Genomic DNA, 17,412 nt, shown 5'->3' with positions numbered 1-17,412 from the left:
GAGATCGGGAAAGTCGATGGCTGAAATAAAGTCCTGTATTGCCGCGCCCACGTTGGAAGTGGACATCCTCTCTGAAGAAGTCATGTCCGATCCCTATCCGGTTTACGAAAGTATTCGGGATATGGGGGGCACCGTCTTCCTCCCGAAAACCGGCAACTACTTCACGGTCGACTACGATCTGGTGAAGCAGGGATTTGCGTCCTGGCAGGACTTCTCGTCGGCAAAAGGGGTCGGCCACCTTGGCCTTGAGGAACGAGAACTACTGCGTGAGCCGGGATTGCTGCTGGAAAATGATCCCCCTGATCACGGCGCCTTCCGTTCGATCATTGTGCGTCTGCTTTCGCCCGTTGCACTCAAAAAGCTGCGCGCGTCGTTCGAAGATACCGCTCGCCCGCTGGTCGAAGCTGCGGTTGCACGGGGCAAGATCGACATTGCACAAGATCTCGTCCGACCCTTCATTCTCAACGCGATCGGTGATGCAGTTGGCCTGCCCAAAGAAGGGCGGGAGAACATGTGGCATTATGGCGCGGTAATCCTCGCCACTTTCGGGCCGGTCACGCCCGGCTTCGAACGCGCTGTGGCTAAAGCGCGCGAAGCCGGCTCCTTTGAATGGGTTGAGCAGATGATGCGCCGTGAGGCACTTTCGCCCGACGGCCTCGGTGCGCAGATCTATGCCTCGGTGGATTCAGGTGATATTGACGAAATCCAGGCGGGAATGCTCGTGCGCATTTTCCTCGGGGCCGCAGTAGATTCCACGACCTACACTCTTATTAACGGCTTCAAGAATTTCGTCGACAACCCGGCCCAATGGACGCTCCTGAGCGAAGACCGCACGCTTGCCCGAGATGCCTTCGAAGAGGTGATGCGGCACCGTGTCTCGGTCCAGACTCTGCACCGCGTAGCCACGCGCGACGTCACGCTCGGCAATATCGCGCTGCGAGCGGGCGACCGTATAGGCCTTTGCTTTGCCGGTGCAAATCGCGATCCGGCACGATACCCTGATCCGGCGAAGTTCGATATCACACGCCGCACTGCTGGGCACATGGGCTTCGGACACGGTATTCACGGCTGCGCAGGCCAGATGGTTGCGCGAATGGAGGCTGAAATCCTGCTGGGCATGTTGGCCGAAAAGGTTTCGGAAATCCGCGCTGCGGGAGAACCGGTGCGCGAGGTCAACAATTCCCTCTCTTCCTACGACCAGTTGCCGGTGGAACTCATCCGGAAGTAGGCCCTACGAAATTCAAACCATGTCTCAACTTTGCTTCCCGGAGCGCACCGGCTTTGACAACCAGGCCATGATTTTGTGCTATCGTCTCCCAAGCGCGCTGCATTTCTTTGCGAAGGTTTTCGCAAAGGACCTGGGTCGGATTGGGAGATGGAGTTTGGTCATCCCATCATCCCCCGACGAAATTGCCGAACATATTTCCAAATTTCCGCACGCTGGGTCAAAGCCTGCACCTTGGGGAGCCGGTGCTGGAATTATGCTTTAGCGCGCTCGATAAGGCGACCAAGGCGATCACCAAAGGCACGAGGATTGCGCGGCTGCAGTTCCAAAGTGCACGCCGGCATAATGCCTCTCCGATATGAGATCTCAAAGCCTTGGCCGCCGCCCGATCCACGGCGCGGCGCGCTCCACTTGTCCGGCCAGCCGGAACAGCAGCCCTTCCTCGCCATAACGGCCTGTGGCCATAATGCCGATGGGCAACCCGTCGGCAGACATGCCCAGCGGTAGTGACATGGCTGGCTGTCCGGTGCCATTGGCTATCCCGGCAAACGCGGTGAATGTGCCCACCTCGCGCCCCCATTCGGCCATGCTGCGCCCGGTATTCAGCCCGATCCGGCCCAGTGGCAGCGGCGGTGCCGATAATGTGGGCGACAAGATCACGTCGAACTTTTCCATGAACTGCGCAATCGCCACGGCGGCAGCCTGATAGGCATTATTGCCGCGCGCAAAGTCTCTGCCGGTCATGCCCTGCCCGATGGAGATAAACTCCATCGTCGTGCGCTCCACCACATCGGGCCCCAGCGTAATGCCCAGCGCCTTGGCGCGGTCCTCGCAGTCGGCGGCCACCGATGATGCCATCAAGGCAAAGCTTGCCGCCGCAATGCTGCCAAAATCGATCTTGGGTGCAGCCTCTTCCACATGATGACCAAGGCCCTCCAGCAGCTTTGCCGCCGCGCGCGTGGCGGCAAGCACCTCGGGATCAACCGGCGCGCCCGAGAACGGCGAAAGCATCAACGCAATACGCAACTTGCCCGGATCGCGGCCCACTTCGGCCAGAAACGTCCGCTCGGGCGTCGGCGCACTATAGCGGGAGCCAAGTTCCGGTCCATGCGTCGCATCAAGGATCGCTGCGGAATCGCGCACCGTGCGGCTCACTGCGTGATGCACCGACATGCCGCCCCAGCCTTCAGTGCGCAACGGCCCCATCGGCACGCGCCCGCGCGAAGGCTTCAGCCCGAACAGTCCGCAGGCCGATGCCGGAATGCGTATCGATCCGCCGCCATCGGTGGCATGGGCCGCCGGGATCACGCCCGCCGCCACGGCTGCCGCCGCACCGCCCGATGATCCTCCCGCCACCCGTTCCGGGTTCCACGGATTGCGCGTCGCGCCGGTCGCCACGCTTTCGGTCGATCCGGTCAGCCCGAATTCGGGCGTCGTAGTCTTCCCGAAAATGACAAACCCGGCGCGCTCGATCCGCTTGACCAGCTCGGACGTAACGCTGGCCTTTTGCCCTGCATAAAAGCGGCTGCCGTTCCCGGTCACTTCACCCGCGATGTACGTGTTCAGGTCCTTGAGCAGCCAAGGCACGCCCGTGAACGGCCCTTGCGGCAATCCCGCCACAATCGCCGCCCTCGCATAGTCATAGTGCTTTTGCGCAATGAAATTGAACTTCGGGTTCTGCGCCTCGGTGCGGACAATCGCCGCCTCCAGCAGTTCGGCCGCCGATACCTTGCGCTTGGCCACAAGGCCTGCCAGCCCCAGACAATCGTGGGTATCCAGAACATCGTCCATTGCTTGTGCCTTTGCTGTCGCTGCGATCGGGAGTCCCACGGTGGCCGCAAGGGCAATCCCGCCGGCAATGGCCTCGCGCCGTGTCGTCGTCATTTCACATAATACCTTGCGTAATATTTGCGGAACTGGGCAATCGGGCCATCGCCTTCACAGATATAGGCGTTGGGCTCGTATTTCTGGCGGTCCCAGATGATCTTGTCCTGATCGAACTGCTTGCAGATATCGCGGATGATCGCGCGGGCCACCCCGGCACGCTCGCCCTCGGCCTGCGCGCGCGGCTGCGTAAAGCAGAAGCGCACATGCACATGGTCCAGTTCAACCGGCGTGATGCAGGCCACCAGCAGCGTTTCGGATATGCCGGTAAAGCGCGTCCAGCTCTGCCCCGGCCCCATCGTGTCATAGCTGATCTGGCCATCGACCTCACCCCACGGCGTGCCCATCTTGGCCTTCACATCCGCGCCGCGCCCCCAGTCACCCCAGCGCAGATCGCCCAGCGGCACGTTGGCGGTGCCGTGGATATACTTGAAATGCGCCACGTCCACGCCGTTTTCGGCCATGTTCTGGACCGAGCCATAGACGTTCCATTCGAACACGTCGTAGTCGGTCCATTCAGGGTCGGTCGCTTCGGGCAGATGCACCACGTCAAACAGCGGCGCGGCGTCTTCGGGGTGATACCACACCCAGATCCAGCGGTTGGCCTCGGTCACGCTCCAGGTGCGGGTGCATTTGCGCTTCACTTGTGGCGGGATAGATCGCGAATAGGGGATCTCCTTGACCACACCTTCCTCGCCATCATAACGCCATGCGTGGAACGGGCACTCCAGCAGGTTACCATGCACTCTGCCACCATGGCCCATGTGTGCGCCCAGATGCTTGCAATAGGCATCGATCACGCGGACTTGCCCGTCCTCACCGCGCCACATCGCCAGCTCGGTGCTGAAATAGCGCATCGGCTTCACCTCGCCCACGGCAAGGTTCGCGCCCAGTTCCACCGGATACCAGCCGAACGGAATGCCGATATCCAGATTCCGCTCGGCCACAGAGGCGCGGCCTTCGACCGGCGCAGTGCGCCAGTCTTTCAGGTCCTGCCCCTTCAGCTTATCGAGGATCTGCCACACCGCCACAGGCGCGGTGCGCGCATCGGTTGCCGTTTTCTGATCATTGGCACTCATCGCCGGTCTCCCAATTCAAGCGCCTGCAAAGTGCGGGACGCGACCGGGCGGTTTGGGTTGTCTTTCCCGCCCGGATTTTGCTTTACCTGCGGGGCAGACTTCCCAGCCCCGATCTCGTCTAAAGCCCGAACACCTTGATCGCGTTCTCACGCAGGAACTTGGGCCACACCTCGTCCTTGAACGGCACTTGGCTCATATCCGCCATGATCCGGTCGAGGCTGAGGCCCATCGGGAAGTACCCCGCGTAGATGATCTTGTCGGCCCCGCGCGTGTTGGCGTAATCGATGATCGCCTTGGGGTAATGCTTGGGCGCAAAGGCGCTGGTCGAATAATACAGGTTCGGCCACTTCAGCATCAGCTTCACCGCCAGCGCTTCCCACGGCTCGGCCCCGTGGCGCATCACCACTTTCAGCTCGGGGAAGAACCAGCACACCTCGTCAAGGTGCTCCACCTTCTGCGTTTCCATCGGAATGCGCGGGCCGGGAATCCCTACGTTCAGCAGGATCGGCAGGCCCATTTCTTCGCAGGCTGCATAAAGCGGGAACATGTATTTGTGATTGATCGCCACTTGCGGCAGGGTTCCGGCAGGAAACACGCTGACGGCGCTCAACCCCACTTCGGCATGGATGCGCTTGATCCGCCGGATGCCCTCAACCCCGTGATTGGGATCAACCGGCAGATCGAAGAAAAACCTGTCGCCGTACAATTCCTTGGCCCGGCGCGAGGTATCGTTGTCGTTCCACCCCACCAGCGCGCGCTCGACATTGTGCTTGTCCATCTGCGCCACGGTCCAGGCGATGTAATCATCTTGCGCGCCCGATTGCGGGATATCCTTGAACATATACTGCGCGGGCATGGCAAACTGGCTCAGCGTCTGCTGGTCCTTGATCAGCGGACGGAACGGCGCGAACCATTCTGCGCGGTCTTCGGCATCGGGAATGCCCAACATGCAATCAATGATGCCGATGTCACTTGGCATGGCCATATCAATTCTCTCCTGAAAGCTGCGGCCACAACGCGCGCAGGGCGATCTTGTCGACCTTGCCCAGCGCATTGCGCGGCAGCGTTGTTTCGCTGATGACAACCCGGGTCGGCGCTTTGTACCGCGCCAGTTGCGTCGCCACGCCCTCGATGATGTCCGCCTCGGTCAAGCCGCTGACTACGACCACCGCTACCAGCCGCTCACCCATCCGCTCATCGGGCAGGCCAAAGGCGGCGCATTCGGTCAGCCCCAGCATCATGCCAAGCGCACGCTCCACTTCGGCGCAATAGATGTTCTCCCCGCCCGAAATGACCATGTCCTTCTTGCGGTCGACGATGAACACATAGCCATCCTCGTCAACATAGCCGACGTCGCCTGTGCGCAACCAGCCATCGGCGGTCAGCACGGCGGCGGTCTCCTCCGCGCGGTTCCAGTACCCGCTCATCACTTGCGCGCCGCGCACCACGATCTCACCGGCTTGGCCAAGCGGCAGGATCGCGCCATCGGCCCCTTCGATGCGCACTTCCACCATCGGCAAGACGCGCCCGGCAGCGGCTGGCCGTTTCATGAATTCCGGCCCCACCGCCTGCGCAATCGCGCCCGAGCATTCGGTCATGCCATAACCGGTGCCGATCTGCGCCTGTGGACACAGCGCATGTACGGCTTCCACCAGATTGACCGGCAGCGCCTGTCCGCCGCTGCCGATATTGCGCAAGCTGGCAAGGCTTGTCCCTTCGGTACTTGCACGATGCAGAATGTCCCACAGCATCGTCGGCACGGCGCTGAACATGCTGATCTGTTCAGCCGCGATCAGTCGCGCGGCCTCTTCGGCGTCCCAGCGCCGCATGATCACCACTTTCGATCCGGCCATGAACGGCGAGAGGAAACCCGCCCCCAGCCCCGAAACGTGAAACAGCGGATAGACCAGCAGCCCTGCCTGTTGCGGCATCCGCGCAATCAGGTCCTGCTCGCTCATCCCCATTTGCGCGGCCATATTGGCCAGCACCACCATGCCAGACATCTGCGTGGTCATCAGACCGGTAATCATGTTGCGATGCGAAAGTACCGCCCCCTTCACCCGCCCGGTCGTGCCCGATGTAAACAGGATGGCACAAGGGTCATCGGCCTGTGCCACGGCAACCTCCGCCGCATATTCGCTGACACGGCGCTCAATCTCGTCAGGCGCAAAAGGCGTGGTCAGGTCAAGCACGCGGCCCGCATATCCGGCATCGCGAATCGCGCTCGCCCGCTCGCCATCACACAGCACCACGGCGGGGTCGACATCTTCCAGCATCGCCAATAGTTCCGGCCCCGAACCACGGCTGTTGACCAGCACGGCCACGCCGCCCGCCTTCATCACCGCCAGAAACGCCACCAGCCATTCCGCACGGTTGCGCATCGCAATCGCCACCCGCTCCCCGCGCTGCACATGCAGCATCGGCACCAGTTGATCGCGCCATGCGAAAAACTGGCCAAAGCTCAAACGCCGCTCGGTGCCCGCGCTGTCAAAATCGACCACACACGTCCGGTCCCCAAACCGGCGCGCGGCTTCGATCATCAGGTTCAGATCGGACGGGGCCTGCACGAATTGGCGCAAACCATCGCGCACCCCGATCTCGAACGGAGAGCCCGGCCCTGCAACGCGTGCCAGTACGGGATCGGCCAGTACGGGATCGCGCAACGCCACGCCCTGTAAATCGGACATCAAACACTCCCAAACCGGTGCATCGCATTATTTACAAGCATCATATAACCACTTTTGCGAATTTCAAAGCCAAGTTTTTTGCGCATCGGGCAATTTTTGGCTTTTCTTGAAGCAAACATGCGCACATTTCTCATGCGTAGATCGAAACCTACCAACACCCAAGATGCGCCCTTCCCCATACCGGCAAAACCGGAAGGGCGGCCATGATAGCACAGCCCCTGGAATTTTATTTGCGTAAATATTTCTGTATGCAATAGCGCAAAGCATGGATAATATACGCATCAAACCTTCATACCGGCAAATACAGGGGGCATTTGGTGACTGATAACGCCACATTACTCGCACGGATTGATCGCCTTGAATCGCTCGATGCTATCCGCCAGCTTCCTGCGAAGTATTCCCTCGCGCTCGATATGCGCGATGGCGATGCATGGGTGAACCTGTTTCCCGAAGACGTGCGCGTTGGCGGTGGAAAGTCTGGCCGCAAGGCGCTGCGTGACTGGTTTGATGAAACCCATTCGATGCAGTTTGATGGCACCAGCCACCACATCGGCGGCCACATCATCGATTTTGATGATGCCGATCACGCCCAGGGCGTTGTCTATTCCAAGAACGAACATGAATGCGGCCCCGAATGGGTCATTATGCAAATGATGTATTTCGATCAGTACGAACGCATTGATGGCCGCTGGTATTTCCGCCGCCGCCTGCCGCTCTATTGGTACGCGTCCGATCTTAACAAACCGCCGGTGGGGGATCGCAAGATGCGCTGGCCGGGTGTTGCGCCCTATCACGGCAGCTTCCACGATCTGTTCCCAAGCTGGAAAACCTATTGGGCACGCCACGGCCAACCCCATGATGGCCCGGTAGAACCACCCGCCCCGCTTGAAAAGTTCATCGAAACCATGCGCAAGGGTGCCCCCCTGCCCCGCCCCCGCGTGCGCAGTTGACCGTCATGGCCAATGATATCTTTAGCCCCGTCCGTCTGGGGGACCTCACCCTTGCTAACCGCATCGTCATGGCCCCGATGACGCGTGATCGCGCAGGCCCCGATGACGAGCCGACCAATCACATGGTCGAATACTACCGCCAGCGCGCCTCTGCCGGATTGATCGTCACCGAAGGCACCGAGCCCTGTCCCGCTGGCAAAGGATACTGGCGCACACCGGGCATCCATTCGCCGGTGCAAATCGCAGGCTGGCGCAAGGTTGCCGATGCCGTGCATGAACGCGGCGGGCAGATCGTGATGCAACTGATGCACGTTGGCCGCGCCTCGGTGCGCGCCAACAAGGCCGCCGATGCGCCCACCATCGCACCCAGCGCCATTGCCAGCCCCGATCCGATCCCCGGCCCCGATGGCGTTCCGGTACCTACCGAAACCCCGCGCGCATTGGAAACGCACGAAATCGCAGGCGTTATCGCCGAATATGCCACCGCCGCGCGCAATGCCCGCCAAGCCGGGATTGACGGGGTCGAACTCCATTGCGCCTCGGGCTATCTGCCCATGCAGTTTCTGTCCTCCAATTCCAACCAGCGCAGCGATGCTTATGGCGGCACGGTTGAAAACCGCGTGCGCTTTGTAGTGGAAGTGCTGGCGGCAATGGCCGAGGCTATCGGGCCGGGCCGCGTCGGCTTGCGCATTTGCCCCGGCGTCACCTTCAATGGCATGAACGATGCCGATCCGGCAGAAACTTACGCCACTTTGCTGCGCGCGATTGATGGCATGGGGCTGGCCTATTGCCACCTCATCCACATCCCCAACCAGGGCTTCGATGCGCTCGATCTGGTCCGCGCCAACTGGTCCGGGCCGGTAATCGAAAACTGCGGCCTCACGCTGGACAAGGCGCAAACTCTGATCGCCGATGGCAAAGCAGACGCAGCCGCTTTCGGCTATGGCTTTATCGGCAACCCCGATCTGGTCGAACGCTTCCGCAATGGCACGCCGCTTGCCAAGGCAGACCGCACCACCTTCTATACCGGCCACGGCGATGATGCGCGCGGCTACACCGATTATCCGCCCGCAAGCTAAGGAGATCAGACATATGAACCGGCTTCAGGGCAAAAGGGCGGTTGTCACCGGCGGAGCACAAGGGATTGGTGCCGCCATCGCACGGCGTCTCGCCGCCGAAGGGGCGACCGTGGCCGTGCTCGATCTATCAGAGCAAAGCGCCGCTGCCGTGCTTGCCGCCCCGCATATCGGCGTGGCCTGCGATGTGTCCGATACCGCCTCGGTCGATGCGGCTTTTGCGCAAGTCGAGGCGCGGCTGGGCGGCGTCGATATCCTCGTCAACAACGCAGGGATCGGCAGCGCGCCGGGCGATGGCATGGCCGAATACTATGCAGGCAAGGCCGCACAAGCCAGCGGCGATCCAACCACCCATGCCGATCAGACGATCCACTGTCATGATGAAGGCTGGTCGCGCGTCCTGTCCGTGACGCTCGATGGCACGTTCCGGTGCAGCCGCGCCGCCTTGCGCATCATGACACGCCAAGGCCCTGATGCTTCCGGTCAAGGTGGAGCCATCATCAACATCGGTTCCACCGCCGCTCTGGCAGGCAATGGTCCTGTGCCTTATGTCGCGGCTAAAGCCGCCGTGCTCGGCCTTACCCGTGCCATGGCGCGCGAATTGGCCCCGCGCGGCATCCGCGTCAATGCAGTCAACCCCGGCGCAACCGAAACCCCGATCTATGCGCCGCTGCCCGATGAAGTGAAGGCCGCCGTTGCCGCCGATAGCGTGATGAAGCGGCTCGCCCAGCCAGACGAGATCGCCGGAGCGGTCGTTTTCCTTGCCAGCGCCGATGCCAGCTTTGCCACGGGCAGCACCGTCAATGTCAACGGGGGCTCATGGTTTAGCTGACAACTCACATATACGCATAATTTTCTTTGCCATTTTACGCATAGCATTTACATACTCTGCAAAACATCCACTTATGCGTTCAAATTACACGCTCGGAGAATCGCCAATGGCTCAAAACATGACCGGTCAGGATATGCTGGGTAAAGTCGCGCTCGTCACCGGCGGCAGCGATGGCATCGGCCTTGCCACGGCCCGTTTGCTTGCCCTGCGCGGTGCCACCGTGGCCATTTGCGCGCGGCGTGAAGACAAACTCGAAGCCGCGCGCGCTGAAATCGCCGCTGTTGGCAGCGTCGAAGTGCACCAGCTTGATGTCTCTGATGAAGCCGCGTTCACCGCGCTGATCGAAGATATCGCCGCGCGTCACGGCAGGCTCGATATGCTGGTCAACAATGCGATGTCGGTCCACTATGCGCCCATCGCCAAGCTCACGCTGGAACATTGGCGCAAAGATTTTGCGGTCAATGCCGACGCCGTATTCGTCGGCACCAAGGCTGCGATGAAAGTGATGACGGCACAGGAAATGACCGGTCGCCAGCGCGGCTCGATCGTCAACATTGCCTCCACTTGCGGCATTCGCGCCCTGCCCAATATGGCCAGCTATTCGGCATCCAAAGCGGCGCTGGTGCATTTCACCGCCGCTGCGGCGATGGAAGGTGCAACGCTGGGCATCCGCGTCAACGCGATTGTCCCGGGGCAAGTGCAAACCGCCGCTACGGTGGATTATGAAAGCCGCGCGCCCGAATATGCCGCGCAAACCACGCAGGCCATTCCCATGCAGCGCGGTGGCGATCCCGATGAACTGGCGCAAGCCATCGTCTTCATGCTGTCCGAAGCCGCCAGCTACATCACCGGCACCGCCTTGCCGGTTGATGGTGGCAAGGCAGCTCAACTCTATATGCCGGGCTGACACCACATGAAGCTTGGTTTTTCCGCGTCTGACGAAGCGTTCCGTGCTGAATGTGCTGATTGGCTCAAGGGCCAGATGGCGGGCGAATTCAAAGATATCAAAGGTATCACCCAACTCACCGCCATGCCCGAACGGCGCAAAGAGTGGGAACAGCAGCTTGGCGCACACCGCTGGGGCTGCATCGGCTGGCCGGTGGAATGGGGTGGCCGCGCCGCAACGCTCGCCCAGCAGGTGATCTTTGCCGAAGAATATGCCCGCGCCGGCATTCCCGGCCGGATCAATCACATCGGCGTCGAACTGGCAGGTCCCACCCTGCTCACCTTCGGCACAGACGAACAAAAGCGCCGCTTCCTGCCCGATATCGCAGCGGGACGCACAATCTTCTGCCAGGGCTTTTCCGAACCCGGCGCCGGATCAGACCTTGCCAGCGTGCGCACCAAGGGCCACGTCGAAAATGGCGAATGGGTGGTCAACGGCCAGAAAATCTGGACCAGCCTTGCCCACATTTCCGACTGGATCTTTGTCGTCACCCGCACCACCGAAGGGTCGCAGGGACCAAAAGGCCTGTCATTCCTGATGATGCCGCTCGATCAGCCCGGCATCGAAGTGCGCCCCATCCGCCAGATCAATGGCGATGCCGAATTCAACGAAACCTTCTTCACCGATGCCCGCTGCCCGCAAGATAGCCTGATCGGTGCTCCGGGCGATGGCTGGCGCATCGCCATGGGCCTGCTCGCATTTGAACGCGGCGTATCAACGCTGGGCCAGCAAATGGGCTTCCGCACCGAACTGGACGACATCATCGCGGCGGCAAAGGCCACCGGCAAATCCGCCGATCCGGTCATCCGCCAACGCATCGCCAGCGCGCAGACCGGCCTCAACCTGATGCGCTACGGCGCGCTGCGTATGCTTTCCAACACCGATCATTCGGCGATTGATGGCGCGGCCCTCACCTACAAAATCCAGTGGGCCACATGGCGCCGCGCGCTGGGCGAACTGGCGATGGACATTCTGGGCCAATCTGCCGAAGTGGCCGCTGGCGATGCCTATAAATGGGATGTTCTGCCCAATCTCTATCTCTATTCGCGCGCCGATACGATCTATGGCGGCACCAACCAGATCCAGCGCAACCTGATCGCCGAACGCGGTCTGGCCTTGCCGCGCGAACCACGGGGATGATACGCCTCGCCCCCTTGCCCTCGGTGGCCAGTCCCCGTAACTCGGTTGCGGAATGCGGTACCGGTCGCGGGGTATAAAGGAGGGGTCGGACTTGAGCGAAGACAAGCCACAACGCCGCCTGCGCGCCACCGCGCTGGATGAAACCGATCTCCGCATCATCGAAGTGCTCACCCGTGATGGCCGCGCACAAAGCACCACCATCGGCGAGGAACTGGGCCTCTCGGGCAATCTGGTGGCCAATCGCATCCGCGCGATGGATGCAGGCGGCCTGATGCGGGTGGTCGCCGTCGCCGATTATCGTATCCACGGCTATCGCATGGTCGCACGCATCCGTCTGCAAGTGACAGGCCGCGCGCCAATCGAGGTCGCGCGCGAAATGGCCAAACGCGATGATGTGCTCTCGGTCCACATCACCTCGGGCCGCTATCCCGTGTCGTGCCTCTATGCCTTCCACAATGCGCGCGAAATGCTCGAAGCGGTGCGCAATGCCTCGGCGGATATCCCGGGGGTTGAGGATGTCGACGTCGAACTCGTCAACAACATCTACCGCTATATCCCTGCCGTCGGGCCGCTGGGCACGTGATGGAGAACCGCTGATGCCCGCAGAAGCGCCCGAATATCCCTCAACCGATCAGCTTGATCGCGATATCGCCGTCATGCTGGCGCAAGATGCGCGGCAGTCGTTCCGCAAAATCGCAGCTGACCTTGGCGTAACAGAGGGCACCGTGCGCGGACGGGTCAAACGGCTGCAAAGCGCAGGCCTGCTCAAACTTGTGCCGATCATCGGCATTGATCGCCCAACAGATGCAGCAGCCATAAGCCAGGGCAACGGTCCGCACATGATGTTCATCACCGTGCGCTGTGCCAATGGCAGGCTCGATCATGTGCGCGAGGCGCTGCTTGCCATCCCCCAAGTCAGCGCGCTTTATGATGCCAACGCCACCCCGCGCCTTGTCGCGGTGTGCATCTTGCCCAGCCTGGATCACGCTGCCGAAGTAATGAACCAGATCCTAGCGCTTGATGGCATCCGCGAAGCCGAAAGCGAATTGGTCCTGCAATCGGTCAAATACAACGCCGCCGTAGGCCCCATCGCCACACTCGAAGACCTTGCACTGCAAAGTAGCGATTAGAGCTTTATCACCCGCATTTGCGGCACTACCACGCGGTCTGCATTAAACCAGCGCCACAGGCCGGTGCCCGAACGATGCCCCCCCAAATCGATCCAGTTGCCAAAGCCGGGATCGGCATCGGCGCACAACGCCACCACGCTGCCATCGCTTTCCAGCTTGGCCATCGAATTGTTCAACCACACTTTCTGATGCACGTGATCAAGTGATTCCATCCACCAGTTATCAATCTGCACGTTCCACATCCGGCAATCGGGCACCGGCGATTCAATCACCAAAGCCTCGCCGGGTTTGAGATCATAGTAGAAGTGCCCGTACCAGATATTGGGATCGCCGCCCGCCTTCTGGAATACGCTCTGATCGCCGTCATAGATCCGGTTGGGCTGCGTTTTGAACCATTCTGACCAATTGGCAAAAGTATTGGCCGTGCCGCGCGTCCATGCCGCTGCTGCCATCAATTGCTGTTCGATCACCGCAGGCGTCAACAGGACCGGAACCTGCGGCCCTGCCCCGATCCGCTCAACGCGGATATCAGCGGGCGTTTGCCTCGCTTTGTCATCAAACGTCTGGCGCACGATCAGCAAAGTGCTGTCATCGGCCAGCGGCAACCAATTGCCCGGATGCGGCCGCTTGCTGACGATCAGCTCGAAGCTACCGTCAGGACCGAATGTCATATCGGAAAACTCGATCTCGCCGGTCGATGCCATCGTCCCGTCAATGGCATAGCGGTTGGCTTTGCTGCCGATCGAGAAATAGGGCACAGAATTGCGCTTGCCTGTCACACGGTATGTCTGGTCGGCGCGCACCAGGCATTGCTGGTAGATGTTGTCGGGATTGTCCGCGCCAATCTTGATCTTGTCATCACACAGCATGAACAAGCGCGGAAAGTCCGGATCGGCACTATCCACCAGCATGTTCAGCGCCGTGCGCGCCAGGCGGCTCAGATAGCGCAGCCCCTCTGCCTGCTCCAGCGCCGTGGCGGGGGCCGATGGCCGCGCCAGCACCTCACCAGCCTCGGCCAATTGCGCGCAGAAATTACGCCACACATGGTCAAGCGCCCCCACATCACCGGCAGGATCAGGCATCGCATCACTCCTTGAGGTTTGCTTGAGGAATCGGGCACTCAGCCCGCCATCTGGCCGCCATCCACTGTAAACAGCGCGCCGGTGGCCTTGCGCGATTTATCGCTGGCCAAAAATGCAAACATCTCGGCGATGTCTTCGGGCTCGCACGCGCCGTCCAGCAGCTTGGGCGCATTGCGCATCATCAGCGCCCAATCCACACCCTCGGGCGGCGGCGTATCGCGCGTCATCGGGGTCAGTACAAGCCCCGGGCAAATCGCATTGATCCGCACACCTTGCGCCGCATATTCAATCGCCAGACCTTTGGTAATCGCCGCCACGGCATGTTTCGATGCCGAATAGGCGATGTTATAAGGCTGGCCTTGCAAAGCGGCAGTAGACGCGGTGTTCACAATCGCGCCACGGCTTGCAATCAGGTACGGCATCGCGGCCTGACAGATCACATAAACACTGGTCGCGTTGACCGTCATCAGCAGATCAAAATCCTGCGCGCTGAACGCATCGGAAGGCCCCCACTTCAGCATCCCGGCAATGTTGCACACAAAGTCCAAACCGCCCTGTGCCGCCGTATCCACCAGCGCACGGCACGTATCGAAATTGGTCGCGTCATAGGCTTGGATCACCGGCTTGATCGCCATCATCGCAGCAGTCTCTTCCAACCCTGCCAGATTGCGATCCCCGATCGTCAGTTGCGCGCCTTCGGCGGCGAACTTGATCGCCGTCGCCCGGCCAATCCCCGAAGCAGCGCCCGTTATCAGCCCGCGTTTGCCTTCAAACAGCATGTCATTCTCCCAAGGGTCCGGCCGCTTTTTGCGATTACCATGTCAAAAAAGGGGCGGACATTGCTGCCCGCCCGTTGTCATCAAAACTTCACCGCAGCCGTCAGACCATAAGTGCGCGGATCGGGGAAATACCCCACCGTCAAACCGCCGAACCCGGGGCCAAAGTCGATGAAGTTGGAAGGATCGCTTTCCTTGGTCAGGTTGCGCACCCACAACGAAAATTCCGCCTTCGCTCCGGCCAATGGCACTTCGGCCACCCCTGCCCGCAGGTTCACGATGCTGCGGCCCGGTGAACGCGTGTTGTTGGCGTTCTGGGCAGACCGGTTGGGCGTGGTTAGTGCATAGGGGAACGTGAAGTAACCCGAAACATAGTTGAAATCACCGCCCACGTTGAAGCGGCCCCAATCGCCTTCGGCCACCCGATAATCCACACCCAGCGCAGCAGTTGTCTTGGGCGTGTGCGGGAAGGCGCGGTTGGCCGAAACATCGGTATCAACCCCGTTCACCGCTTCGATATAGCGCTTGTACTTGGGATCAAGGAAGGCCAGCGATGCATTGATCGTCAACGCATCAACCGGACGCAACACGGTCTCGAACTCGATCCCGCGAATGCGTGCTTGTGCCGCATTCCGGACAATCGACGAAGCACCGGCTCCTGCCGTGAACACCGAAAGCTGGATGTCCTTGTGCTCGTTCCAGAACGCGGCCACGTTGAAGATCACCCGGCCATCGGCAAAACGGGTTTTCAGGCCCATTTCATAGCTGTTCACTTCTTCAGGACGATAGGGATTGCACAATTCCACAGCGCCGGTCGGGCATGCCGCGGTGGGCGCACGGAAATCGTTGGTTTCACCGTTGAAGCCGCCCGATTTGAAGCCTTGGGCAAAGCGCGCGTATACGTTGATACCTTCCGATGCCTGATAGGCCAGCGTTACCGCCGGGTTGAACTTGTTGAAAGTTGCATCAGGCACGCCGCCATAAGGGATATTGGCCACGACAAACGGCGCAAACACGCCATTGGCTGCATCGAAATTGATGCGGAAGAAGCGGCGGATATCCTTGCGCTCGTGGGTATAGCGTCCGCCCAGCGTCAGCGTCAGCGCGTCGGTAAACTTGTAATCAAGCTGCGCGAACGCGGCAAAGGCCTCGGTGTTCGAACCGTAATCCGATTGATAGGAAGCCCCGCCACCAAAGAAGCTTTGTGGCCCCAGCGTTTCGGCCTTTTCCTTGTAGTAGAACACGCCCGCCACATAATTCAGACGGTCGCTCAGCGCGTTCCCGCTGACTTGCAGCTCCTGGCTCCAGCTATGGAAATCGGTGTCGCGCTGCGTCAATGCCACCGGCAACGGCGATCCGTCCAGATCGAGCGAATCCTGCCACTTCAGATTGCGATAGGCGGTGATCGATTTGATCGTCGCCGATCCCAGATCAAGCGCCATCGTCAAGGCATGGCCATAGGTTCGCGAACGCTCGTACAGCGGATTGGCGTCAAGCGAACCGGTCGATTGGCGCGCGGCGTTTTCATACAGGTTCAGCGGGAAGAACGCGCCGCCAAAGGCATAGCCGGGCGAATTGGGGTCGAAGATATCCTCAAACCGGCCATTGCGGTTGACGCGCACCAATTGCGCATAGTCAGGACGCTGATCAAACTTCGAATAATCGAACATGTAATCGGCGGTAAAGTTGCTGCCTTCAGGCTTGAAGCGCAACTGCACCATGCCGCTCTTGCCATCCACATCGTTGGTGCGCCCGGCCAGAGCGGGACCAGCCGCAACGGCTTGCGGGAACGGGTTGGGCGTCAGCTTGATAAACCCGTCACGCTTCTGGATCTGGCCCGAAAGCTTGAGCGAGAAAGGCCCGAACGATGGCAAATCCAGCGATGCGCGCACGCGGCGCTGATCAAAGTTGCCATAGGACACTTCACCCCGGAAGCCCAATTCGCCGCTCGGCATTTTGGGCACGAGGTTGACTGCACCCGCCAATGCGTTGCGGCCATAGAGCGTGCCTTGCGGACCACGCAGGATTTCCACGCGCTCCAGATCGGCCACGTCAAAGATCGAACCTTGCGCCTTGGCGATATAAACACCGTTCAGGTAAAGGCCGACCGCAGGCTCCCACGTCACCGCCGGATTGATCGTCACAGATCCGCGAATAGCGATCTGTGAAATGGTCTTGTTCGAAGGGGCGCGTTCAAACTTTACGTTCGGCGCAATCGAACCAAGCGCGTCAATCGAAGTGATCCCGCGCGATTCCAGAAACTGGCTGCCCACGGCAGAAATCGCGATTGGCACGTCCTGGATGTTTTCCGACCGCTTCTGCGCGGTGACGACAATTTCGCCAATGCCCGATCCGTTATCGGCAGAACCCTGGGCGGCTTCCTGTGCGTGTGCTGATGCACCTGCAAAGGCCAGCGCGATCGTAGCCGTGGCAACAAGCAAATTCCTCATGACATCTCCCTCCAGAGCGTGATTACGCTATCGCGTATTTCATTATCACCTGTTTCATATTGTTTCTTAGAGAAATTGACAAGTTGTTTGCCTAAACCGTAGCAATTTTCCATAAAACTTACGCAAATGTGGGAAAAATGCACCAGTCGCAAAAC

General features: G+C 60.4%; 16 protein-coding genes. 8 read left to right on the top strand and 8 right to left on the bottom strand.

Annotated elements, in window-relative coordinates:
* Positions 1-16 precede the first annotated feature (16 nt).
* On the top strand, positions 17-1,228 hold the full coding sequence (locus IP81_RS04860; protein WP_054106858.1) for a cytochrome P450: 1,212 nt from the start codon (positions 17-19) through the stop codon (positions 1,226-1,228).
* A gap of 363 nt (positions 1,229-1,591) precedes the next feature.
* On the opposite strand, the gene IP81_RS04855 is transcribed toward IP81_RS04860, so the two are convergent.
* The 5 genes from IP81_RS04855 to IP81_RS04835 all read right to left on the bottom strand — a co-directional run bounded on the left by IP81_RS04855 (position 1,592) and on the right by IP81_RS04835 (position 7,129).
* The gene (locus tag IP81_RS04855; RefSeq protein WP_054106857.1) at positions 1,592-3,109 is read right to left on the bottom strand and encodes an amidase; all 1,518 of its coding nucleotides are present in this window, start codon (positions 3,107-3,109) and stop codon (positions 1,592-1,594) included.
* Positions 3,106-4,188, bottom strand: a complete 1,083-nt coding sequence (locus tag IP81_RS04850) for a Rieske 2Fe-2S domain-containing protein (RefSeq protein ID WP_054106856.1) — start codon at positions 4,186-4,188, stop codon at positions 3,106-3,108. The genes IP81_RS04855 and IP81_RS04850 overlap by 4 nt, the downstream gene beginning before the upstream one ends.
* A 118-nt stretch (positions 4,189-4,306) precedes the next feature.
* Positions 4,307-5,173 (bottom strand): amidohydrolase family protein, encoded by an 867-nt coding sequence (locus IP81_RS04845; protein WP_054106855.1) that lies wholly within the window; start codon positions 5,171-5,173, stop codon positions 4,307-4,309.
* Between the two features lies 1 nt (position 5,174).
* Entirely contained in the window at positions 5,175-6,875 is a 1,701-nt protein-coding gene (locus tag IP81_RS04840; protein ID WP_054106854.1) for a class I adenylate-forming enzyme family protein, read from the bottom strand.
* Positions 6,875-7,129: a hypothetical protein gene (locus IP81_RS04835; RefSeq protein ID WP_157573084.1), complete on the bottom strand. Its 255-nt coding sequence runs from the start codon at positions 7,127-7,129 to the stop codon at positions 6,875-6,877. Before IP81_RS04835 ends, IP81_RS04840 begins: the two co-directional genes overlap by 1 nt.
* A 63-nt stretch (positions 7,130-7,192) precedes the next feature.
* On the opposite strand from IP81_RS04835, the gene IP81_RS04830 reads away from it, so the two are divergent.
* From IP81_RS04830 to IP81_RS04800, 7 genes are all read left to right on the top strand, one after another.
* Positions 7,193-7,825 (top strand): nuclear transport factor 2 family protein, encoded by a 633-nt coding sequence (locus tag IP81_RS04830; RefSeq protein ID WP_054106852.1) that lies wholly within the window; start codon positions 7,193-7,195, stop codon positions 7,823-7,825.
* Positions 7,826-7,830: 5 nt separating this feature from the next.
* A complete protein-coding gene (locus tag IP81_RS04825; protein WP_054106851.1) occupies positions 7,831-8,904 on the top strand; it encodes an alkene reductase in 1,074 nt (357 codons plus the stop codon).
* 13 nt (positions 8,905-8,917) lie between these two features.
* Positions 8,918-9,733 (top strand): SDR family NAD(P)-dependent oxidoreductase, encoded by an 816-nt coding sequence (locus IP81_RS04820; protein WP_054106850.1) that lies wholly within the window; start codon positions 8,918-8,920, stop codon positions 9,731-9,733.
* Positions 9,734-9,851: 118 nt separating this feature from the next.
* Entirely contained in the window at positions 9,852-10,640 is a 789-nt protein-coding gene (locus tag IP81_RS04815) for an SDR family NAD(P)-dependent oxidoreductase (protein WP_054106900.1), read from the top strand.
* Positions 10,641-10,646: 6 nt separating this feature from the next.
* Positions 10,647-11,819, top strand: coding sequence for an acyl-CoA dehydrogenase family protein (locus tag IP81_RS04810; RefSeq protein WP_054106849.1), 1,173 nt, complete (start codon positions 10,647-10,649; stop codon positions 11,817-11,819).
* Between the two features lie 91 nt (positions 11,820-11,910).
* Entirely contained in the window at positions 11,911-12,402 is a 492-nt protein-coding gene (locus tag IP81_RS04805; protein ID WP_054106848.1) for an Lrp/AsnC family transcriptional regulator, read from the top strand.
* A 13-nt stretch (positions 12,403-12,415) separates the two neighbouring features.
* A complete protein-coding gene (locus tag IP81_RS04800; RefSeq protein WP_054106847.1) occupies positions 12,416-12,949 on the top strand; it encodes an Lrp/AsnC family transcriptional regulator in 534 nt (177 codons plus the stop codon).
* On the opposite strand, the gene IP81_RS04795 is transcribed toward IP81_RS04800, so the two are convergent.
* The 3 genes from IP81_RS04795 to IP81_RS04785 form a co-directional block, all read right to left on the bottom strand.
* Positions 12,946-14,031, bottom strand: a complete 1,086-nt coding sequence (locus IP81_RS04795) for a DUF1214 domain-containing protein (protein WP_054106846.1) — start codon at positions 14,029-14,031, stop codon at positions 12,946-12,948. The genes IP81_RS04800 and IP81_RS04795 overlap by 4 nt on opposite strands.
* A gap of 38 nt (positions 14,032-14,069) precedes the next feature.
* Entirely contained in the window at positions 14,070-14,810 is a 741-nt protein-coding gene (locus tag IP81_RS04790; protein WP_054106845.1) for an SDR family NAD(P)-dependent oxidoreductase, read from the bottom strand.
* 80 nt (positions 14,811-14,890) lie between these two features.
* The gene (locus IP81_RS04785; protein ID WP_054106844.1) at positions 14,891-17,257 is read right to left on the bottom strand and encodes a TonB-dependent receptor; all 2,367 of its coding nucleotides are present in this window, start codon (positions 17,255-17,257) and stop codon (positions 14,891-14,893) included.
* Between the last annotated feature and the right edge of the window lie 155 nt (positions 17,258-17,412).

Origin of the sequence: Novosphingobium sp. AAP83 (genome assembly GCF_001295795.1) — a bacterium.
Lineage (GTDB): Bacteria > Pseudomonadota > Alphaproteobacteria > Sphingomonadales > Sphingomonadaceae > Novosphingobium.
The sequence above is the reverse complement of the archived record's forward strand: the minus strand, read 5'-3'. Positions and strand labels throughout refer to the sequence as shown.